The sequence below is a fragment of the Burkholderia sp. AU31624 genome (genome assembly GCF_020420065.1).
Classification (GTDB): domain Bacteria; phylum Pseudomonadota; class Gammaproteobacteria; order Burkholderiales; family Burkholderiaceae; genus Burkholderia.
Map to the genome: position 1 here is coordinate 341,611 of NZ_JAIZRT010000007.1, position 21,289 is coordinate 362,899.

General features: G+C 67.6%; 20 protein-coding genes. 5 read left to right on the forward strand and 15 right to left on the reverse strand.

Going from position 1 to position 21,289, the window contains the following annotated elements:
- The first annotated feature begins 503 nt into the window (after positions 1 to 503).
- The gene (locus LGM89_RS25875) at positions 504 to 755 is read left to right on the forward strand and encodes a hypothetical protein (protein ID WP_226205293.1); all 252 of its coding nucleotides are present in this window, start codon (positions 504 to 506) and stop codon (positions 753 to 755) included.
- Positions 756 to 818: 63 nt separating this feature from the next.
- Here LGM89_RS25875 and LGM89_RS25880 read toward each other — a convergent pair whose 3' ends face one another.
- Positions 819 to 2,360 (reverse strand): histidinol-phosphate transaminase, encoded by a 1,542-nt coding sequence (locus LGM89_RS25880; protein WP_226274375.1) that lies wholly within the window; start codon positions 2,358 to 2,360, stop codon positions 819 to 821.
- Between LGM89_RS25880 and LGM89_RS25885 the strand changes: the two genes are divergently transcribed.
- Entirely contained in the window at positions 2,342 to 3,427 is a 1,086-nt protein-coding gene (locus tag LGM89_RS25885) for a helix-turn-helix transcriptional regulator (protein ID WP_226274376.1), read from the forward strand. The two genes, LGM89_RS25880 and LGM89_RS25885, sit on opposite strands and share 19 nt — an antisense overlap.
- Before the next feature lie 219 nt (positions 3,428 to 3,646).
- Here the strand turns inward: LGM89_RS25885 and LGM89_RS25890 are convergent, their stop codons facing one another.
- The 3 genes from LGM89_RS25890 to LGM89_RS25900 form a co-directional block, all read right to left on the reverse strand.
- Complete coding sequence (locus LGM89_RS25890) at positions 3,647 to 4,129, reverse strand: hypothetical protein (RefSeq protein WP_089498843.1); 483 nt, start codon at positions 4,127 to 4,129, stop codon at positions 3,647 to 3,649.
- A 113-nt stretch (positions 4,130 to 4,242) separates the two neighbouring features.
- Positions 4,243 to 4,821, reverse strand: coding sequence for a DUF4337 domain-containing protein (locus tag LGM89_RS25895; RefSeq protein ID WP_089498842.1), 579 nt, complete (start codon positions 4,819 to 4,821; stop codon positions 4,243 to 4,245).
- A 346-nt stretch (positions 4,822 to 5,167) separates the two neighbouring features.
- Positions 5,168 to 5,554 carry a hypothetical protein gene (locus LGM89_RS25900; protein WP_226205010.1) on the reverse strand — a complete coding sequence of 129 codons (387 nt, stop codon included), beginning with the start codon at positions 5,552 to 5,554 and terminating at the stop codon, positions 5,168 to 5,170.
- A 767-nt stretch (positions 5,555 to 6,321) separates the two neighbouring features.
- Between LGM89_RS25900 and LGM89_RS25905 the strand changes: the two genes are divergently transcribed.
- The 3 genes from LGM89_RS25905 to LGM89_RS25915 are packed head-to-tail and all read left to right on the forward strand — an operon-like array spanning position 6,322 to position 9,234.
- Positions 6,322 to 7,308, forward strand: coding sequence for a TRAP transporter substrate-binding protein (locus LGM89_RS25905; RefSeq protein WP_089429836.1), 987 nt, complete (start codon positions 6,322 to 6,324; stop codon positions 7,306 to 7,308).
- A complete protein-coding gene (locus tag LGM89_RS25910; RefSeq protein ID WP_226274377.1) occupies positions 7,305 to 7,877 on the forward strand; it encodes a TRAP transporter small permease in 573 nt (190 codons plus the stop codon). Before LGM89_RS25905 ends, LGM89_RS25910 begins: the two co-directional genes overlap by 4 nt.
- 4 nt (positions 7,878 to 7,881) lie before the next feature.
- Entirely contained in the window at positions 7,882 to 9,234 is a 1,353-nt protein-coding gene (locus tag LGM89_RS25915; protein WP_089429834.1) for a TRAP transporter large permease, read from the forward strand.
- Between the two features lie 108 nt (positions 9,235 to 9,342).
- Here the strand turns inward: LGM89_RS25915 and LGM89_RS25920 are convergent, their stop codons facing one another.
- Genes LGM89_RS25920 through LGM89_RS25970 form a run of 11 tightly spaced genes read right to left on the reverse strand, consistent with a single transcriptional unit; the run spans position 9,343 to position 21,279 of the window.
- Positions 9,343 to 9,585: a hypothetical protein gene (locus LGM89_RS25920; RefSeq protein WP_226274378.1), complete on the reverse strand. Its 243-nt coding sequence runs from the start codon at positions 9,583 to 9,585 to the stop codon at positions 9,343 to 9,345.
- Between the two features lie 32 nt (positions 9,586 to 9,617).
- Complete coding sequence (locus LGM89_RS25925; RefSeq protein WP_226274379.1) at positions 9,618 to 11,036, reverse strand: FAD-binding oxidoreductase; 1,419 nt, start codon at positions 11,034 to 11,036, stop codon at positions 9,618 to 9,620.
- Between the two features lie 2 nt (positions 11,037 to 11,038).
- A complete protein-coding gene (locus LGM89_RS25930; protein ID WP_059590725.1) occupies positions 11,039 to 11,581 on the reverse strand; it encodes a hypothetical protein in 543 nt (180 codons plus the stop codon).
- Between the two features lie 53 nt (positions 11,582 to 11,634).
- A complete protein-coding gene (locus LGM89_RS25935) occupies positions 11,635 to 12,714 on the reverse strand; it encodes an ABC transporter permease (protein WP_226274380.1) in 1,080 nt (359 codons plus the stop codon).
- A complete protein-coding gene (locus tag LGM89_RS25940) occupies positions 12,707 to 13,720 on the reverse strand; it encodes an ATP-binding cassette domain-containing protein (RefSeq protein WP_226274381.1) in 1,014 nt (337 codons plus the stop codon). Before LGM89_RS25940 ends, LGM89_RS25935 begins: the two co-directional genes overlap by 8 nt.
- A 13-nt stretch (positions 13,721 to 13,733) precedes the next feature.
- Complete coding sequence (locus tag LGM89_RS25945) at positions 13,734 to 14,807, reverse strand: TauD/TfdA family dioxygenase (RefSeq protein WP_089498835.1); 1,074 nt, start codon at positions 14,805 to 14,807, stop codon at positions 13,734 to 13,736.
- A gap of 3 nt (positions 14,808 to 14,810) precedes the next feature.
- Entirely contained in the window at positions 14,811 to 15,473 is a 663-nt protein-coding gene (locus LGM89_RS25950) for a class I SAM-dependent methyltransferase (protein WP_039347774.1), read from the reverse strand.
- 35 nt (positions 15,474 to 15,508) lie between these two features.
- On the reverse strand, positions 15,509 to 16,765 hold the full coding sequence (locus LGM89_RS25955) for a citrate/2-methylcitrate synthase (protein WP_226274382.1): 1,257 nt from the start codon (positions 16,763 to 16,765) through the stop codon (positions 15,509 to 15,511).
- Between the two features lies 1 nt (position 16,766).
- Positions 16,767 to 18,617 carry an acyl-CoA dehydrogenase gene (locus tag LGM89_RS25960; RefSeq protein WP_226274383.1) on the reverse strand — a complete coding sequence of 617 codons (1,851 nt, stop codon included), beginning with the start codon at positions 18,615 to 18,617 and terminating at the stop codon, positions 16,767 to 16,769.
- Positions 18,617 to 19,708: a hypothetical protein gene (locus LGM89_RS25965; protein WP_226274384.1), complete on the reverse strand. Its 1,092-nt coding sequence runs from the start codon at positions 19,706 to 19,708 to the stop codon at positions 18,617 to 18,619. Before LGM89_RS25965 ends, LGM89_RS25960 begins: the two co-directional genes overlap by 1 nt.
- Positions 19,705 to 21,279: an acyl-CoA ligase (AMP-forming), exosortase A system-associated gene (locus LGM89_RS25970; protein ID WP_226274385.1), complete on the reverse strand. Its 1,575-nt coding sequence runs from the start codon at positions 21,277 to 21,279 to the stop codon at positions 19,705 to 19,707. The genes LGM89_RS25965 and LGM89_RS25970 overlap by 4 nt, the downstream gene beginning before the upstream one ends.
- Positions 21,280 to 21,289: the final 10 nt, after the last annotated feature.

Genomic DNA, 21,289 nt, shown 5'->3' on the forward strand with positions numbered 1-21,289 from the left:
TCAGCGGACCCTGTCTCGTGAGTGTGTAGTTGCGCGAAACATTCCCATACTCGACGCACGACGCGCCTGCCGGTGAAAGCACGCGCCGGCGATACGGAAAGCAAAGCAAGCAATTGCCGCCAAGGGACTTCGACAGGCTGCTCGTCGAGGAGGATCTCGCGAAGCTTCAGGCGGCAACCGCATGCCTTCCGCGCACCGCCCGACGACCTGACAATTCCGGAAAATACCGCCCGGCCAATATCGCCCCGCATCCCCACTTTGGGAGATGTCATCGGCCAACAGTCAGCCTACGATTGACCACAGGGCATCGGGGCCGGAAGTCGTCGGAACAATCGGACAGGCTCCCCATTCCGTATCGAAATCAGCAAATGCCCATGCGGTTTACTGACACAGCGCCTGCGTACGATGGCGACAGACGTGTGCGGTGAATGCTTTACACCGCAACACGATGGCGCGTTGATGACGGAAGGCCTGCTGTCGTATTTCGGGGAATTTCAATCAATATGCTGGCACGAGACTATGCGGAACGAGAGCTTTCTCACATTCAGAGAATGGTGGCTCTCCTGGACAGCGAGACGAACGCTGACGATGTGTCGATGTCGGGTGCGGGGCGCGTGCGGCATCCAAGCTACTGGCGCGGGCGAATCGAGGAGCTGCTGTCGGCGCCCGATGTGCCGCGCCACGTCAGAAAGCTCAGCGAAGCGGTGCTCGCGAAGATCCACACGATGGAAATGCGGTTCGCGACGATGAAGTAAGCACATCATCGGATACGGCACACGCATGTGCTTCATCGCGTCGTCGACCGGATGGCCGGTAGCTTATTCGAGCGCGATCACGTCGAGCAGCGCCGCACGAAACGCGGCCATCTCCGCGCCGGTGCCGATCGACACGCGAAGATACGCCGGCGGGCCGGACTCCCGAATCAGGACCCCGTGACGCAGGAGGCCGCTCCAGATCCGGTGCCGATCCGCAAACTCGCCGAACATCACGAAGTTGGCATCGGAATCGGCCACCGTGAGGCCCAGGCCACGCAGCCAGTCGACGGTCGAATCGCGCTCGGCCTTGATCGCCTCGACTTGCGACAGCATCTCGTCGCGCGCGACCAGCGCCGCACAGGCCGCCGCCTGGGTGAACGCGGACAGGTGGTAGGGCAATCGAACCCGCTTCAGACCTTCGACGATCGCAGGCGCACACGCGCAATACCCGACGCGGCCGCCCGCGAACTTGAACGCCTTGCTCAGCGTGCGGGTGACGATGAGCCGGGGATGCTCCGGCAGCAGCGTCACCGCGCTGGGGACGCCGTGACGCCGGAATTCCGCATAGGCCTCGTCGACGACCACCACGCCCGGCGCGACGTCGAGTATCGCGCGGATATCGTCGACCGGCAGCGCGGTGCCGGTTGGGTTGTTCGGCGACGTCAGCAGGATGACGCTCGGCTGGTGCTCGCGGATGCTGTCGAGGGCCTGATCCAGATCCAGCGCGAAATCCCGGGTGCGCGGCAATGTATGCAGGCGCGTGAAAGTCGTGCGGCAGTATTCGTCATACATGGGATACGCGGGCGTAAAGGCCAGCGCCGATCGCCCGGGGCCGCCGAATGCCTGCAGGATCTGCTGGATCACTTCATTCGAGCCGTTGGCCGCCCAGACGCTCGATGCGTCGACCGCCACGCCGGTGTCGTGCATCAGATACGCCGCCAGATGCGCGCGCAGCTCGGCAAAGTCGCGGTCGGGATAGCGGTTCGCCGCGCGCGCGGCGTCGGCCACCGCGGTCGCGATGCGCTCGACGAGCGCGGGCGACGGCGGATAGGGGTTCTCGTTGACGTTCAGGCAGACCGGCACATCGAGTTGCGGCGCCCCGTACGCGTGCCGCAACTTGAGATCCTCGCGAAGCGGTAAATCCGACAAGGCGATGTCTTTCCAGGGCTGTTGCATTGAAAACACTCCATACGGGTTCGATTGATCGGCGCAGTCCGCTTTCAAGGCGGCAAAAAACAAAAAAGGCGCCGGAGGCGCCTTGGTTGTCGTCTTGATCGGGCATTCACCCGATGCAATTGCTAGATGCGAAACGAGCCACGGCGCAACAGCGTGCGTCCGTGGTGATGGTGCAGCGAGAGCGTGGTGTTTCGAATCATCATGCGCTGCATCATGGCATACCGTGATCCGGATGAAAAGCGGGCGGCACCGTGCGGGCCGGAATAACGGCCAATACGTCTGACGATAAGCGGTAACAAACGTGGTATTTCGATCAAACGCGAACGAGTGATTTAAACGCGGGCGCCGATTGACTAAGATGCGCAGGAGACGTTCGACAAAAACGCACGGCGCGGGGTGGCCAGATGCCAATGAACGGGTTGATTCCATCCGCATGGATCGATGACGTCTACGCTGCGGCGCTGGGCGATCAACGATGGGAAACGGTGCTGGACGGGCTGCGATCGTGGGTCGGCGTGCGCATGGTCACGCTGCTGTCTTTCGACGACGCGGCGCGGGTGCCGGCGATCGAGCAGGCGGCGGGTGACGACGCGTCATGGGTCGCCGCGTGTCATCACACCTACAACACCGAGTTCTATCGGTACGACCCGGTCGTGCCGGTCGCCGCCGACTGGCCGGCGGGCCGCTGGTTCGAGGACGTCAAGCACCTTTCCGCGCACCAGCGCGCGCACAGCGCGTTCTATCAGGAATTCCTTCACCCTTTCGGGCTCGGCAGCATCTCGGGCCTGTACATCCATCGCGGCGAGGGCTCGGGGGCATTCCTCAGCGTCCAGGGCGGCCTCGAATCGCAGGGGCTGTCCGACGATCAGCGCCACGCGATCGAAAACATGGGCATGCACATCAGCCGTGCGCTGCAGATCCAGGCGCGGATCGGCGAGCTCGAGGCGCGCGTGGCCGCTGCCGAATCGGCGCTGGATGCGATTCCGGTGCCGGTCTTCCTGCTCGGCGCGCAGCGTGAGCTGCGCTATACGAATCGCGCGGCCGATCAGCTGATCGCGGCGGAACCGGCGCTGCGGGTCGTGAACGGGCGATTCGCGCCGGAAGGCTGTGTCGACGACGCGCAATGGCGGCACGCGTACGCGCGCGGCGGGCTGCTGTTACGGCGTACAACGGGCGAACCGTTGCCGCTGGCGCTGATGCCGGTGCCCGAGCAGTCGCGCCTGATGCGCGAGCGGCCGGGCGTCGCGACGCTGATGACGGCCGCCGATCTGCGTTCGCCGTCGGCCCGCGCGCAGCGGCTGCGCGTGTTTTACGGGCTGTCGTCGGCCGAGGCTGATCTTGCGGTGCTGCTGTGTTGCGACGGGTTGTCGCCGCAGGAATGCGCCGGGTTGCGCGGCGTGTCGATCGGCACGATCCGCACGCAGATCAAGTCGATCTATGCGAAGACGGCGGTGGGGCGGGCGGCGCAGTTGACGTCGCTGGTTATGCAGACGTGAGGGGGCGGGGTGGGGCAAGCGTGGGCGTAGGGGGCCAGGGTATCGGCAACGGCGTGCGCAGAAAATCGGCGACTTACGTCTAGTCGCGCCACCGGTGCTGGGGCGGTGCGTCGGAGGTCGTGCGATTGGCTTACTGCGGCGCCAACGTAGTGGCATTTCGTTGTACTCAGGTGACTGCAGCTGACCCAAAGCGGACGTCCATTCGGCAACGCTGACAGGCTATTCGCTCAGCGCTAAAAACCCTGGGCATTCAGCTATGCTCTGCACACCATGCCTCAGAAGGCGCACCGTATCTTCCGCGCTAAGGGCGGCAATCTCGCCAACCCTTTCCCCTTCGGGGGCAAACAATACGGCCCAAAAACAAAGTTGACGTAGCAACGTGACGAAACCGAGTTCGAGCGGGACGAATGCCGCTTCGTCGTGGTGTGTCTGGCTCCAAGATGCGTAACTGCTCAAGGCAGCGCCGGTCATCCAGGCATACTCCAGGCTTGCAGACCTTTCACTTGCTGGCAACCGGCTCCGAATGAAGTCGGTGACTGGATAAATATGAAATTCGACGCCATCAAGGCCTGGAAATGCATAGCGATTGGGTGCGTCAACCTCCACGACCTCATCGCCCCAGGATCTTGTCTCGGGAGGCAATTGTCGTAGCGTCGATTCCCGTTCGCTTTTATGAAGAACAATACCTAGATTTGCGTTCATGACGTGTCAGGTTTAGCCCATGGAAGTTGTGCAGGATAGGTCTTTCCGCTCCCCTGCGACCTCCGTGGTGTCGACGACCGCTCTTGGCCCACAAGTGCCCGCTCGTCGGGCCGCTACACACCAAAGAGCGCCAGCCCTGCCAGTACGACGCCGATCGCGGCAGCACCCATCGACAGGTGTTGCATCCATTTCCGCCGCGTGAGGATCGTGATCGCAGCAAGTGCGATCGAGATCTGGATGATGGTAGTGGCCTGCGCCCAACGATGATGCCGGTGTAGCCGCTCCTCGCTTGCAGCATTGCTCTTCACAACCTCTTGCTCGAGCGCTTCGGCGCGCTTGCGGATCGGCTCCTTCTCTTCGCGATACCGCGCCGCGTCTGCTTCGAAACGCTTTCTTTGCGGCAATGCTTCCTGGCTCAACGCTGCACCGAGCTCGGCTAGATTCTGCTTCTCGCCCTTTGCCTGGTAATAGGCCCACAGGTTAGCCGCCTCGGTTTTCTGGATCGCGGCCTCGTTCTTGTGCAGCAACGCGAAATTCTCTTCCGCACCGCTCTGGTATGCGGAAATCGCGCCGACGCAGGCGAGGACAGCAGTCATCACGGCGATGCGCGCCGCTCCATGGCTTTCTTCATGCGCCGCAGGGTGCTCTACTGCATGATCGTGCGGGCCGTGAACTTCGAAATCTTCTGGCATGACAAGAACGTTCACATGAGTTGAAGGGCTTGTACGCGGTTCCCACGCACGTGAGGAGCGTGTAGCAAAAGTGGTAGCGCTATCGCTGGGTCGCAGCTCAGTTGGGGCAGTCCGTCCGTGCGAAAGTGTGAACGAACGCACCATGGTGTGCGGACCTCACGCTGTTTGAACGCCGACTCCCACCAAAGGGGCGACGGTTCGACATTGTGCATGAATTGCCACTTCCGCAGTATGAGTCGACAGCAGTCGCCCCGCAGCGGACAATTCCACCGCCCAACTTCGGTCACTCCGACACCAAGAAATTTTGCTGCATCCGGAGAGGCAAGCCATCTGATTGTTGATCTACCTAAAGGCTCAACTCGAGTGCTTCATCATTTTTGGCCGCCAGGAAAAGGAAGTCACGGACTGCTTCCAACTGCGAGATAAGGGTCGCTCGGCGCGTCTCCAGAACATGGACGTCCCCTTGTGGGGTCCATCTGTAGACGAAGCTAATAGTCTCGTCTTCCCGCTCCACAAGTTCGCAAATTTGATGTGCCAGCTCACATGCGATTTGGCCAAGTATCGCGGGCTCGGCCACTTCCTCTTCGAACTGATCGAACATTGTCCCGAGCAAGGTGTTTGCCTTTTGCCAGAATTTTGAAACGAACAACCATTCCGAAGCGACCCCATCCAGGACAAAAACAGGCTCCTCAATACAACCAGCGACAAAGAAGCGGGAACTCCTGGCGTTCATAGCAACGTTTGAGTGGACTATCGACATCCAATTGTCGGTGATCTGGGCTGCAGCGTCGAGCGACTGCTCGTGGCCCGGAGCCGCCGTTGGAGTTCCGAGCCAAGCCGGTTACATCGACTTGGTCGAAAGTCCGACAAGCATGGTGCCAGCCGTGCGCCCTACGCGAACATGCGACTTATGCGGTATGAGTCCGGGCGGCGACATCACGGGGTGTTGTCGGCAATGCGTAGAGCGGTCGCAGTTACTTGGTCACGCTGAGTCGCAACACCGTGGCGCCAGTCGCACGTACTCTGGCGCCCTACGGCGGGGTAGGCGTAGGCGCCAGCCGGTACCCGGATTCTGTGTGTTCCTTCCTGGTCGTGACGTGCGCGGCGGTGCATGGCCGGCATGCGCTCCTCACATCGTGCCGACCGGTCGCAATTGTGATCAGTCATCCTACGACAATTGAAAACGAAGCGAAAGTTTGTTTTCCGGTTCCGATGGAAGTGGCCGGTCGGTCGCCCGGCTTGAACACAAACCCCTTCCCAGAAAACGTTTCGCCCAAACTCGCCTAAACAGAGAAAACGATTCCCTGAAATGCACCCAAACCCCGCCACAGCAGCCGCTCTACGGGTATGCACCAAGTGAGTTAAACGATTAACCGACGTACATTCGCGTCAACACGTCATACGACGTATGACTCAGCGGTCAGCGAGCACGGCGCCAAAGAATGCGCATGCCGACGGATCGCCGCGCAACAACGAGCACAACCATCAAGGAGACTGACGATGAAGCACCGATTCAACCGCTCCCGTATCGCCCTGGCCGTCGCGCTGATGGCCGGCTTCGCGATGTCCGCCCAGGCGCGCGTGTTCCGCTCGGCGGACGTGCACGGCGACAACTTCCCGACCAACATGGCCGTGAAGTTCATGGGTGACGAGCTGTCGAAGCAGACGGGCGGCAAGGATTCGATCAAGGTGTTCGGCAACAGCGCGCTCGGCTCGGAGAAGGACACGGTCGACCAGGTGCGGATCGGCGCGATCGACATGGCGCGCGTGAACGGCGCGTCGTTCAACGAGATCGTGCCGGAATCGCTGATCCCGTCGTTCCCGTTCCTGTTCCGCGACGTCGATCATTTCCGCAAGGCGATGTACGGCCCGGCCGGCCAGAAGATCCTCGACGCGTTCACCGCGAAGGGGATGATCGCGCTGACGTTCTACGAGAGCGGCGCGCGCTCGATCTACGCGAAGCGCCCGGTGCGCTCGCCGGCCGACATGAAGGGGCTGAAGGTGCGCGTGCAACCGTCGGATCTGATGGTCGACGAGATCAAGGCGATGGGCGGCACGCCGACGCCGATGCCGTTCGCCGAGGTGTACACGGGCCTGAAGACGGGCCTCGTCGACGCAGCCGAAAACAACCTGCCGTCGTACGAGGAAACCAAGCACTACGAAGTGGCGCCCGACTACTCGGAGACGCAGCACGCGATGACGCCGGAAGTGCTGGTGTTCTCGAAGAAGGTCTGGGACACGCTGTCGCCGCAGGAGCAGGCGGCGATCAGGAAGGCGGCGGCCGATTCGGTGCCGTATTACCAGAAGCTTTGGACGGCACGCGAAGCGTCCGCGCAGCAGCTGGTGACGAAGGGCGGCGCGAAGATCCTGCCGGCCGCGCAGATCGACCGCGCGGCGTTCGTGAAGGCGATGCAGCCGCTGTGGACGAAGTATGAAAAGACGCCGCAGATGAAGCAGATCGTCGACGAGATCGAGGCCACCAAGTGACACGTCGCACTTCCCTGAACGGCGCAACCGCCTCGGGCGGCGGGGCCGCCGCCCCGGACGGCGCAACAGCGCCACGCCCGCATGCCGCGCCGCTGTTGCGCTGCGTGAACGACGTGCTGTTCCGCGTGCTGGCCGTGATCGCGTCGGCGTGTCTCGCGGTGCTGACGGTGCTGGTGTTCTACGCGGTCGTGATGCGCTACGTGTTCGAGAACGCGCCCGATTTCGTGGAGCCGATCGCGCTGCTGCTCGTGATCGTGATCGCGATGTTCGGGGCGGCGATGAAGGTGCGCGACGGTGGCCATATCGGCCTCGATTCGCTCGTGCGCCGGCTGTCGCCGAAGGCGCGCATGGTCGTCATCGCGATCCAGCACCTGAGCCTGATCGCGTTCGCGATCATGATCATGATCGGCTGCGGCAGCATGGCCGCCGAGACGATGGGCGACCGCATCCCGATCATCGGGCTGCCCGAAGGCGTGCGCTACCTGATCGCGATGCCCGCGGCGATCGCCATCATCCTCTTCTCGCTCGAGCACCTGCTCGCGCTTCGTCGTTCTACGCCGGGACAATAACGCCATGGAACTCGCGATCCTGTCCGTCAGCTTTCTGATTTTCCTCGTGCTGGGCGTGCCCGTGTCGTTCGCGCTCGGCATCGCCTGCGTGCTGACCTATCTGGTCGAAGGCTTGCCGATCGCGACCGCGATGCAGGCCATGATCTCGGGAATGAATGCGTTCTCGTTTCTCGCGGTGCCGTTCTTCATCTTCTCTGGCGAACTGATGCTGCATGGCGGCATCGCGGACCGGATCCTGCGCTTCGCGCAGGCGACGGTCGGCCACTTCCGCGGCGGCCTCGGGATGGCGAACGTCGTCGCCTGTACGCTGTTCGGCGGCGTCTCGGGCTCGCCGACCGCCGATACGTCGGCGATGGGCGGCGTGGTGATTCCGCTGATGAAGCGCGAAGGCTACAGCGCCGCGTACGCGGTCAACGTGACGACGCATGCGTCGCTCGCCGGCGCGCTGATGCCGACGTCGACCAACATGATCATCTACGCGTTCGCCGCGCAGGGCATCACCGGGATGCTGCACGGCCAGCCGGTGAGCGGCGTGTCGATCGGCGACCTGCTGTTCTCGGGGCTGCTGCCGGTGTTGTGGGTGATGGGCTTCGTGCTGGCCGCCGCATACTGGCAGGCCGTGCGTCACGGCTATCCGCGCCGTGAAGACGGTTCGTCCGCGCTGCCCGCGTTCCCCGGCTGGTATGCGGTGCTGCGCAGCTTCGTCGGCGCGGTGCCCGGGCTGATGGTGATCGCGATCATCCTCGTGTGCGTCGCGAAGGGGATTGCCACCGCGACCGAAGCGGCCGCGATCGCCGTCGTGTACTCGCTCGTGCTGACCGCGGTGGTCTACCGGACGCTGACGGCGGAGAAGCTGCGTCGCGCGCTGTCGCATGCGGCGCGCACGACGGGCGTCGTGCTGCTGCTGATCGCGGTGTCCAACATGCTGCGCTTCCAGATGTCGTACCTGGAGATCCCGGATGCGATCGAAGGGCTGCTGAAGCAGTCGACCGCCGCGCCGTGGCTGATGCTGCTGTACATCAACATCATCCAGGTGTTCCTCGGCACGTTCGTCGACATGGCCGCGCACATCCTGATCACGACGCCGCTGTTCCTGCCGATCGCGATGGCGTGCGGCGTCGGGCCGGTGCAGTTCGGGATCATGCTGCTGCTGAACTGCTCGCTCGGCCTCGTGCATCCGCCGATCGGCTCGGTGCAGTTCGTCGGCTGCGCGATCGGCAACGTGTCGATCGGCGAGACCACGAAGATGGCGTGGCCGTACTACCTCGCGATCTTCAGTGCGATCAACATCGTCACGTACCTGCCGTTCTTCTCGACGTGGCTGCCGAGCCTGATCAGCGGGCACGCGGTGTTCTGATTTTCGAATCGCGTGCTTCGCCCGACGCGGCGCCGGACGACCGAGGTTGTCCGGCGCCGCGGTCGTTTCTGCGGTGGCCTTTCAAGGCACCGGAACGCACATCGACGCTCAATCCTGCCGCGCCTCCGGCTCGCCGTTGCCGCCTGCCGACCGGTCGTCGCGCCAATCCGCCAGCTCGCGCCACAGCGCCGGGCGCGCATGATCGCGCGGCGGCAGCTGGATCACGTACGCCACCCCTCGCACGTTGACCACGACCCCCGAGTCAGGCAGCGTGGCCGGGATGCCGGCGAACGTCGGTTCGTCATCCGGTTCGGAATCGGTACCCGGGCCGGGCGGGTGTCGAAGGATCATGCGAATTCTCCGTGGCGCCGCTTGACGGCGCATCAATAGCGGACACGCCCGATCAGACCCAGCGGGTCGACGGCGTGCTGGATGGCGGCTGCGACTTGCCGTTGAGCGGCCGGCACATGCTTGCGGTAGTACGCGACGTTGACCGGCCCTACGCCATGCTCGGCGCTGAAGCAGCCGCCGGCCCGCACGACGCGGTCGTACAGCGCGCCGCGCAGCGCCACCTGCTGCAGCGGCCCGTAGCGCTCCGCGCAGGCGTGCGGGATCGACACGACGAGATGGCAGCCGCCGTCGCCGAAATGCCCGAACGTGTGACAGCGCAGCGACGGGTGCGCGGTCGCGATCCACTGCTCGGCGTCGGCAACGAACGCGGCCAGCGCACCGCGCGGAAACGACACGTCGAACGACAGCGGCATGCCGTCCTGCGCCACCGCGGCAGGCAGTGCGTCGCGGATCCGCCAGAACCGTTCGGCCGGCGCGCAGGCCGCGTCGAGCACCACGTGTTCGCCCGCGAGCGTGTCGAGCGTCGCGATCGTGCGTTCCTCGAGCAGCGCATCGAGCCCCGGCATGCCGGTCGCGATCTCGACGAGCGCATAGCACGCGGCAGCGTCGGCTTCGAACGGAATGCGTGCCGCCGGAAACGCGGTAGCGACACAGCCGACGGCGGCAGCCGACATGAATTCGAATGCCGACAGCATCTCGCCGAATGCACGCTCGAACGCGAGCAGGCCGGCGAGCGCCGCGTCGTACGACGCGAACGCGACGAACGCCGCGCACGACGATCGTTCGAGCGGCGCAAGCGCGAACGACACGGCCGTCACGAGCCCGTTGGCGCCGTTCGCGCCGATGAAGCACTGCGTGACGTCGAAGCCCGCGTTGCGCTTGCGTAGCGGCGCGAGCGCGTCGATCACGGTGCCCGCCGCGTCGGCGAGCACGACTTCGACGCCGAGTACGTTGCGGCGCACGTCGCCGTACTTGATCAGGCGGCTGCCGCCCGCGTTCGCGCCGACGAGGCCGCCGGCCGTGGGATCGCTGCCGAGGTCGATCGGCAGGCAGAGGCCGGCTTCGGCCGCCAAGCGGTTGATGTCGGACAACCGCACGCCGGCCTCGACCGTGATGCTGCGATTCGCCGCGTCGAACGCGCGCACCGCGCGCATCCGGTCGAACGACACCACGCATTGCGTGCTGCTGCGATCGGGCACGGCCGCTCCGACGAGCCCGGTGCGCGCGCCCTGCGCAACCAGCGCGATGCGGTGCGCGACGGCAACCCGCGCGAGCGCGCTCGTGTCGGCGGTCGAGCCCGGCCGAGCGACGCCGAGCGCGATGCCGCCGTGGAGCGTCACGTCCGTTACATACGATGAACACTCGTCGGAAGATGCCCCGTCGAGCCAGCCGTCACCGAGCGTCGCGGCGAGCGCGTGCCGCTGCGCGGCGCGGTCGGGCAGCGCGCTCATCGTCAGCCGGCCCGCACGAGCTGCTTGCGCAGCCGGCCGCGCACGACGACCAGCGCGATCAGCGGCACGACGCCGCCCCACAGCGGGCTGTGGCGCATCGCGATCGACACCGCGAGCGCGACGACGGTGACCGCGAGCAGCACGATCGACAGCGAGCGTGCGCGCGCATGGTCGACGAACGTGCCGTCGACGAACCCGCCGTCCGACCACGCGGTATGCACGATGCCGACCACCAGCACGCAGACGAGCATCGCGGCCGGCCCGAGTTCCTCGCCCCACAAACGGCTACCTGTCGGTGACACGAGCGCCAGCACCGCGCCGATCACGAGGAACAGGTCGACGCCGATCGCGATGCTGTTGCGGTCCGCGCGGCGGATCAGCCATGCGCCGTGCACGAGCGCGAGCACGCCGCCGATCAGGAACGCGTGCGTCCAGCGCACGTCCGGCTGTTCGGGGCCGAGCCGGCCGTAGAACAGGAACACGATCGCCGGCAGGAAGTTGCTCGCATGCAGCAGGTAGTCGGTGATGGGATTGCTCGATTTCATCGGGGGATTCTCCTTCGTCGAAACTTCGAAACAGTGAAACAGCGGGCGACGCGTCAAGCGTCGTGCCAGCGGAACAGCCGCGCGGCGGCGAACAGGAACAGCGCCGTGCTCGCGGTCATGCCGAGCAGTTGCGGCGCGAGCTGCGCATACGGGGCGCCGTCGACCAGCGCGCCGCGCAGCGCGACCGCGAACTGGTTGGTCGGCAGGAACGCGAGCACCGCCTTCAGCCAGGCCGGCGCGTCGTGCATCGGGATCGTCAGGTCGCTGAAGAACAGCAGCGGATAGTAGGTGACGTTGCACGCGAGTTCGGCGGCGGCGAGCGACTTGGCGCGGCTCGCGAGCAGCACGCCGATGCTGAGCACCATCGCCGCGCCGAGCAGCACGATCGGCAGCGCGCGCAGCCCGTCGGGCGTCGCGATCGGCAGCGCGATGCCGAACGCGACGCGCGCGACGGTCAGCAGCACGAGCGCCGACAGCGCCATCATGATCATCCGCGCGACGATCAGCGCGGCGAGGAACACGCCACGCGAGACCGGGAAGCACACGTACAGCTTGAACGTATTGCGTTCGCGCAGCGACGCGATCGCGGTCGTCGTCGAGTTGAGGCCGATCGCCATGAACGCCATCACGAGAATGCCGGTCGCGAAGAACGCGCCATAGTCGAACGGGCGGCGCGCGGGTGCCGCGTTCTCGAAGCGTGCCTGCGCGGCCGGCAGCCCGAGCCGCTGCGCGGCGCAGCGCGCGAGCGCGATCTCGACGACGCGCGATGCGGCCTTGACCGCGAGCGAGCCGTTGAAGTCGTAGCGGATCGTCGCCGGTGTGCGCTCGTCGGTGCCGAGCACGACGGTCACGCGGTCGGCCGCCGCGCCGCGGCCGTCGAAGGTCGCCTTCACCGTGTCGCTGTGCGTGAGGCTCTCGACGATCTGCGCTTCGCAGGCGCGGCTGTACGGGGTCGCGCCGCCGGGGACGACGAACGCGATGTCCGCGGTGCCGAGCGAACCCGAGCCGCCGAACGCGAACAGCATCACGCTCAGCAGGAACACCGGGAACACGAGTGTCCAGAACAGCGACGAGCGGCTGCGCAGATAGCCGAGCAGCTCGTTGCGCACGAGAATCAGGAACACCTTAGTCATGGATGGGGCCCTCGGTACAGAGGCGCAGCAGGTCGCCCGGCGTGCTCGGCGCGAGCGCGAGGTGCTGGATGCCCTGTTCGCCGACGATGCGGTGCACGTTCGGATGCAGCGTCGCATCGCCGAACACCTCGACGACATGCGCGGCCGACACGCGCACGCCGGTCACGCCCGGCAGCGCCGCGAGCCGCTTGCGCAGCGCGCGTGCGTCGACTTCGTCGCGGCAGTGCAGGACCGCGCGCGCCTCGCCGACGAGCTCGGCGCGCAGCGTGTCCTTGTCGCCCTGGTAGCGCACGCCGCCGTCGCGCACCCACACGAGATCGTCGACGACGGCCAGCTCTTCCTCGGCGTGGCAGATCATCGCGACGCTCGTGCCGCGTGCACGGTGGCGCAGCAGGTCGATCACGACGCCCGCGTAACGACGGTCGAGGCCCGTGAACGGCTCGTCGAGCACGGCCAGCTCGGGCCGGTGCGCGAGCGCGACGTAGAGGTCGATGCGCTGGCGCTGCCCCTTCGACAGTGCGCGGCACGGCTTGTCGAGGAGTTCGGCGATGCCGAGCGCATCCGTGACCGCGGCGTCCGCACGCACGTACATCGCGCGGTGTAGCGCGACGATCTCCGACACGCGTAGATGGTCGGGATACTCGACCTTCTGCAATTGCGCGCCGATGCGCCGCAACGACGGCGTATCGCGCATGAAGCGCGCGGCCGGCACGTCGAGCACGCGCACGTCGGTGCCGCCGCGCCGGAAGCCGAGCAGCGTTTCGAGCAGCGTGGTCTTGCCGGAGCCGTTCGGCCCGACGATCGCGGTGACGGCGCCGAGCCGGAACCGCACATGCCGCGCGGAGAAATGAAAATCGCCGGCCGCGACGTCGATCGCGCGCGCGCCGAGCGCAGCACCCGGCGAGTGCGCATCGGGCAGCGGCTGCGTGCCGGCACGCAGCGGCCGGTCGAACGCGGTGTGCGGGCCGAACAGCGCGCGCACGGAGGCGAGGAACGAATCGCTCATCGTCGGCTTCCTGTCAGTCGAACAGCATGACCTGCGTGTCGCGCGCGCCCCGGTACGGGTTGCGGCCGTGCGCGACCAGCATGTTGTCGACGACGAGCACGTCGCCGGCCTGCCACGGGAACGCGCGCTCCTCGTCGTCGAACGCGTCGTAGATCGCGACGAGATCGTCGAACGGCATCGGCGACCCGTCGCCATAGCGGATCTCGTACGGGAACGCCGCGCGCCCGGCGTACATGCGCTGCAGGTAGCGGTAGCTGAGCTCGCCCATCGAGCGCGGGTTCGGGTGCTGTGCGCTCGCCTGGTTGAACCACACGGTTTCGCCGGTGCGCGGATGCGTGCGCAGCGCGCTGCCGACGTGCGACACCGTCACGCTGCCGTCGTCGAGCCAGCGGCAGCCGACGCCGCGCTCCGCGCACAGCCGCTCGACCTCGTCGCGCTCGGTCGTGCCGAACGCGTCGTCCCACGGCCGGTGGTATTCGGCGAACGGCATGCCCGGATGGGCGGCGAGGCTGTCCGCGCGCGCGCCGGGCGCCGCGAAATTGCGCAGGTACATCACGCCGCGCTCGGCGAACCGTTCGCGCAGCGCGGCCGGCACGCGCGCTGTCACGCGGCGCATGTCGCAGATCGGCGTCTCGCCGCCCGCGTCGGCCGGCTGCCGGCAATAGAACGCGACGAGGCGCGGGAACGCGGGCATGTAGGCCATCTCCTGGTGCAGCCCGATCTTGAACGGCGGCGGCATGCGGGTCGACTCGTACACCTGGCCGTCGATCTGCTTGCGCGGCGCGGCGCCGGCCGTATAGCCGTTCGCGTGCGGTGGATACAGCGCACCGAGCTGGCCGAACGCGGCGGTGTCGGGCACCGCGAAGCCGCGCCACAGCAGCGCGCCGCACGCGTCGAGCAGCGTGTCGATCGTGTCGAGCCGCGAGCGGTACCACGCGACGAACATCTCCGGCGAGGTCGCGAGTTCGGCGCTGCGCGGCGTCACGCACAGCGGCAGCGTCGCGCCGGGCGCGACCGCCGCGCAGTGCACGTCGTCGGCACCGAGCCGCACGGCGGCGTGCGCGGCGAGGAAGGCGAGGTCGGTCATCACTCAGGCCAGCGCCGGTTTCTTCAGCAGGATCTCGAAGCCGAGCGCGCCGAGCCCGGCGCTCGGGCTGTAGATCGACGCGACTGCCGCGAGACCGGCTTCGGCGACGAGCGCATGCGCTTCGTCGAGCGTGATCTTTTCCTCGACGTGGGTCGGCGGATAGTCGGCGGCGGCGCGCATCTCGGTGAAGCGGTCGAGCAGGTGCTGCGGCGCGTCGCGGCGCATGTCGTGCACGAGCGCGATGCCGCCCGGTTCCAGCACGCGATACATCTCGGTGAGGCTCAATGCCTTGTCCGGCAGGTGGTGCAGCGTCGCGCGGCCGACGGCCATCGTCAGCGTGCCGTCGTCGAACGGCAGTGCCAGCGCATCGCCGACGCGCATCTCGATCGTGTCGTCGAGATCGAGTTCGTGGATGCGCGGGCGGCCTTCGTCGAGCATCGCCGGATCGAGGTCGATGCCGACATAGCGCCAGCCGCGCATCGCCGGGTCGGTCGCGAGGCGCACCGGCACGACGCCGGTGGCCGTGCCGATGTCGGCGATCACGCCGGGCGTCATCCCGCGTGCGAGCTGGCGGATGCGGCTGATGAACAGCAGGTCCCACGGTTCGAGCGTTTCGGTGGCGAAGCGATCGTAGTCGTTCGCCGGGCGCAGGTTCTTGAGCAGCATGACGGTCCTTTTGCGGAGTGCGGAGGGATGAGGGTTCACAGCCAGCCGACCGGCACGGCGGCCAGCAGCCGTCGCGCGGTCGCGCTGTTGACGCCGAAAGCCGGGCGGCGGCGCCGCTCGACCGCATGCGCGGCCATCGCCGCGATGCGTGCGCCGAGCCCGACGCCGACGCCCCACGACGGCGCGGCGACACCGAGTTCGAGCAGCGTCGCGGCCGTCAGGAAATCGATGTTCGGGCGAAGCGAGCGGCGGGCATCGGCCTGTGCGCAGCACGCGTCGAACAGCGTCACGTACGCGCCGTCGAAGCGTTGTGCCGCGAACCGCGCGCGCATGTGCGGCGGACGCGGGTCGGCGACGAACAGCGGATGGCCGAAGCCGTACAGCGTGCGTTTCGCATCGAGCGTGGCATCGATTGCCGCACGCCCGGCTGCGTCGAGCGCGGCAGGCGGTGCGCCGGTGTCGCCCGGGACCGACTGCGCGAGCGCGGCGAGCCACTGCATCGCTTCGAGCGCCGCACCGACGTGCGACGGCCCGCTTGCGAGGAAACCGGACGCGATCGCCTGCGTGAGCGTGACGCCGGTGCCGATCGCGACCCGCGGCGCGAGCACGGTCGGCGTGATGTAGCCGAAGCCGGCGTGCCACGCGACGAGCAGCATGTCCATCGCGGCTCGCGCCGGCGCATCGGTGCGCGTCGCGCCGGTCAGTACGAGCATGCGTTGCGCCTGGTTCGACGTGCCGGCGAGCGAGGCGCCGGTCGAGTCGTGGCGTGCGGCGAACGGGCGGCCTTCGATCGCCGCGTTCAGCAGGAACGGTGCCGCGGCCGCGCACAGCAGCATCGTGTCGAGATCGGCGTCGTCCGGTGCGTCGCCATGCGTGCGGGCCGTCACGTCGTCGAAGCCGCGCAGCAGGCCGGACGCCGCCGCGAACACCGGCGCGACACCCGCCGCGCCGAGATCCGCGGCGACGGATTGCGCGGCACTCCCGGGCGCCAGCGCATCGGCGAACGCCGCGAGCCGCGCGCCGATGGCCGCTTCGTGTGCGCGATGCGCGGCGCTGCCGGGCGCGACGTCGAACCACAGGTGCGCGAGCGCGCCTTCGAACGTCGTTGCGCCAATCAGCGCGTTGAGGTCGAGATCGCGCACGCGCAGCGCTTCGGGTTCGAGCGTCGCGCCGTCGATGTCGGTGCCGCGATGGCGCGTCGCCGGGCGGCCGAGCAGGTTGCGCGGCGCGTCGCCGGCTGACGCGGGCGGGGCCGTCGTGGTGGACGTACCGGAATCGAGCGTCGTCTCCATGTCATTCCACCTGCGCGAGTTCGTCGCTGCTGACGCTGATCGCCGCATGCGCCATCGCGGCGATCACGGCCGCGTGCTGGTCCACCACGGGCAGCACGTTCGCGAAGTAGTAGCGCGCGCTTTTCAGCTTGCCGCGATAGAACGCGAGTTCGGCCGGCGTGTCGGCGGTGTCCGGCGCGTCGAGCCGGCGCGCGGCGATCGTCGCCGATTCGAGCAGCACCCACGCCGACGTGACGACGCCGAACATCTCGAGAAAGCGCGTGTAGAACTGGCTGCTGCGGTGCGTGTGACCGTCCTGCACGTCGCGCGCGATGTCGTCGAGCGCGGCGGCGATCCGGTCGGCGCCGGTGCGCAGCGCGTCGAACAGCGGGCGCAGCTCCGCATGCGTGCCGGTGTGATGCTGGCGCGCGAGGAACACGTCGAGTTCGTCGCGGTAGTACTGGATCAGCCGCGAATGGCGGCCGAAGCCGAGCTTGTCGCGCACGAGGTCTTGGGCCTGGATGTAGTTCGTGCCTTCCCAGATCGACAGGATCTTCACGTCGCGCGCGTTCTGCTCGACGGGGCTTGCATCGGTATAGCCGAGCCCGCCGTGCACCTGGATCGCGGTTTCGCAGATCCGCCACGCCTGGTCGGAGATGAACGCCTTGCAGATCGGCGTCAGCAGCAGCTGGAGCTTGCGGTGGCGCTCGATCTCGGCCGGGTCGGCGTCGGGCGTCGCTTCGAGCATCGCCGCGCGCGTGGCAGTGGCGGCGAGCTTGCCGAGCAGGCCGCGGCAGCCGTCGACGCGGCTCTTCATGTCGACCAGCATGCGCTGCACGTCCGCGTGCTCGACGATCGCGACGCGGGCCGCGTGGGTGTTCGACGCGCGTTCGATCGGCCGGCCCTGCAGCCGGCGGCCCGCATACTCGACCGCATGCAGGTATGCGCTCGACGCGACGCCGACGCCGAACATCCCGGTGCTCATCCGCGCCTGGTTCATCAGCGGCATCAGCTGCAGCAGGCCGACGTTGCGCCGGCCGCCGAGCAGCCAGCCCCTGGTCGTGCCGTTCGAACCGAACACGAGATGCGTGTTCGCGCAGCCCTTGAGCCCCATCTTGCGCGGCAGGCCGATGCAGTCGACATGATTCGATTGCAGCTCGCCCGTTTCCTCGTCTGGCCAGAAGCGCGGCACGACGAGGCACGACAGCGAGAACGAGTCCGGCGACGCGGTGTCGATGCGGCCGAGCACGAAATACAGCGTGTTCTCGGTCAGCTCGTGCATGCCGGCCGAGATGTAGACCTTCTCGCCGTCGATCGCGTAGATGTCGCGTTCGAGCGGTGTCGCGCGCAGCGCGACCGCGGTGAGGTCGGTGCCGGCCTGCGGTTCGGTCGCGCAGAAGCAGGCATCCCAGCGGTACGCCTCGAGCGGCGCGATCAGCGCCTTCTGGTGCGGCGTGCCGTGCATCTGCAGGAGCTTGATCGCGGGGCGCGTGAAGCCGCCGTACGTCATGAACGACGGGTTCGCGCCCATGAACATCTCGTAGATCATCTGCGTGACGATCGGCGGCAGCCCGTGCGCGGTGCCGAACAGCGTGTTCGACCATTCGTCGCGAAAGCGCGCCCACAGCGCGTGGAAATGCGACGGAATGCGCACCTGGCCGTCGTCGAGCAGCGTGCAGCCCTCGACGTCCGCCTGCTGATAGCTGCGCCCGAGGTCGAGCGCGAAATCGCGTGCGCGTTCGAGCAGCGCGTCGATCGATGCGCGGTCATGCGTGCCGTACAGGCCGTGTTCCGCCAGAAACCGCTTGTCGGCTTCGAACAGTTCCCACAGAAAGAAGCGCAGTTCGCGCAGGCTCACCTTGTAGGCGCTCATCACGCGTCCCCTTCGATATCGAGCGCGGCATCGAGGCCGCCGGCGAGGTCGACGACGGCCGCCGCCGCCGCGCCATGCAGTGCCGCATCCCACACGAGCACCGTGCGGCGTTCGCCTTCGTCGAGTGCGCCGGCGAGCCGGATCAGCGCGGCCGCCGATTCAGCCGACGACAGGTGGCCGGCGGCTTCATGCTGGATGCGGGCGGCGACCGGGATCGACGCGGCGTCGGCCACGCGCGCCGCGAAGCCGGGATCGAAGCCGGGCGGCACGCACCAGTCGATCTCACCGGCGCGCAACCCGGCCAGGTCGAGCGCGCGGCGGATCGCACGCGCGGCGACCGGCGCGAGCGTGTCGCGCAATGTGCCGGGCGCGTCGGCCCATGGATCGGCGATCGACGGCCCGAATTCCATCGCCACGGACCGCACGCCGCCCCAGTCGGCCGGCTCGGGTGTCGGGCCGGCGCGCGACACGAGCAGCGCGGCGGCCGCGTCGCCGTAACCGACCAGGTCGCCGAACTGGCGGAAGAACGGGTAGAGCCACTTGTCGCTGAGGATCACGAGCGCCTGGTCGCCTTCGTCGAGCAGCCCGTCGAGCAGCATCAGCGCCGAATACCAGCCGAGCGTGCCGTTCTGGCCGAGCGCGAACGGCGTCACGCGCTGCAGGCCCAGCTCGTACTGCATGCGGCCGACGACCGAATCGCCGATCCCTTCGTTGAGCGCGCAGCTCGCGACGATCACGTGGGTCGTGCGGGCCAGTTGCCCGGAGCCGAGCTGGTCGCGCAGGTCGAGGGCCGCGTCGGCCGCGAGATCGGCGAGGCTGCGCCCGGGCGGCGCGACCCGCAGCGTGGGCCGGCCGCCCGGCGCGAGGCGCGTGCCTTCTTCGGGCGTCAGTGCGCCCATTCCGCGCGGCCGCGCAAAGCGCGCCTGCGGCAGCAGCAGGTGCCGGTAGCCGGGATGGCGTTCCTGCGCCTGGATCGCGCTGAACACGACGGCGGGCGGCAGCACCACGACGCCGCCCGACAGGGCCAGCGTGCCGGGTTCGGCGATGCGGCGCGCGCCGAGGCAGGTTTCATCGAGCGTCGACAGGGTCATGCGGCGGTCTCCTCGTTCGTGGGCGCGAACGCGTCGCGATACTGGTTTTTCAGCGCGGGGCGGTCGATCTTGCCGTTCGGGTTGCGCGGCAACGCCGGCAGCGGCTCGACGACGAGCGGGCTCATGTAGGTCGGCAATGCGTCGCGGCAGGCGCGCGCGATGTCGGCGCGGCATGCGTCGGCGTCGAGCGTCGATACGACACACGCGGCGATCGCCTCGCCGAGCGATGCGTGCGGCACGCCGAACACCGCGGCCTCGCGGATGTGGGGCAGCGCGAACAGCACGTCCTCGACCTCGGTCGGGCTGACGCGATAGCCGGACGTCTTGATCATGTCGTCGCCGCGCGCGACGAAATACAGGTAGCCGTCCGCGTCGCGCCGCACGATGTCGCCGGACCACACGGCGACGTCGGGGCGCGGGATCTCGCCGTGCCGGCGCGGCAGCGGGCGAAAGCGCTGCGCGGTCAGCTCGGGCCGGTTCCAGTAGCCGAGCGTGACGAACGCGCCGCGATGCACGAGTTCGCCGGGTTCGTCGGCCGCGCATTCGCTGCCGTCGGCGCGCAGCACGAGGATCTCGGCGTTCGGCACGGCCTTGCCGATCGACGTCGGGCGCAGTGCTGCGTCGGCCGGCGGCAGGTAGGTCGAGCGGAACGCTTCGGTCAATCCGTACATCAGGTACGGCGCGGCGTTCGTGAACACTGCCTCCAGGCGGTGCAGCAGCGGCGTCGCGAGATGGCCGCCGGTGTTCGCGAAGCGGCGGATCCGCGTGCGCGCCGTGTCGCTCCAGCCGGCGGACGCGAGCTGCATCCACAACGGCGGCACGCCGGTGATCGACGTCACGCCGAACGCGTCGCAATGGCGCGGCACTTCAGCCGGCTGCAGGAAGTCGAGCGGCGCATAGCACGCGCCGGCGGCCAGCGCGGTCGTGAGCTGGCTCAGGCCCGCGTCGAAGCTGAGCGGCAGCACGCCGAGCACGACGTCGTCATCGGCCAGCCCCTGGTACGCGGCGACGCTGAATGCGCCCGACACGAGATTGCGATGCGACACGACCACGCCTTTCGGCTTGCCGGTCGAGCCGGACGTGTAGAGCAGCGCGGCGGGATCGTCGTCCACCGGCCGGCCGGCGGGAAGCGGTGCCGGTGTGTCGGCGCCGGGCGCGTGGATCGCGTCGGCCAGTTCCTCGATCAGCATCGCGCGTTCGCCGACGAGCGCGGCGAGGGCCGGCAGGCGCTTCAACCGCTGCGCGCCGGTCATGAACAGCGCCGCGCCGCTGTCGGCGACGATGTGTTCGATCTGGGCTTCCTTCAACTGCGGATTGACCGGCACGAAGATCGCGCCGAGCGCGTTGGCCGCGAGCATCGCGACCACGGTTTCGATGCGCTTCGGCGCGTAGATGGCGACGCGCTCGCCGGGCTGCACGTCGCGCGACGCGAGTGCGGCAGCCGCGCGGCGGACCGCGCGGGCGAGCTGTTCGTAGGTCATCGTGCCGCCGCCGTCGGCATACGCGGGATGCCGCGGCCAGCGCGCGGCGCCGTGTTCGAGCAGGTCGGCGACGCTGATCAGGGCGTTCATGATCGGCTCC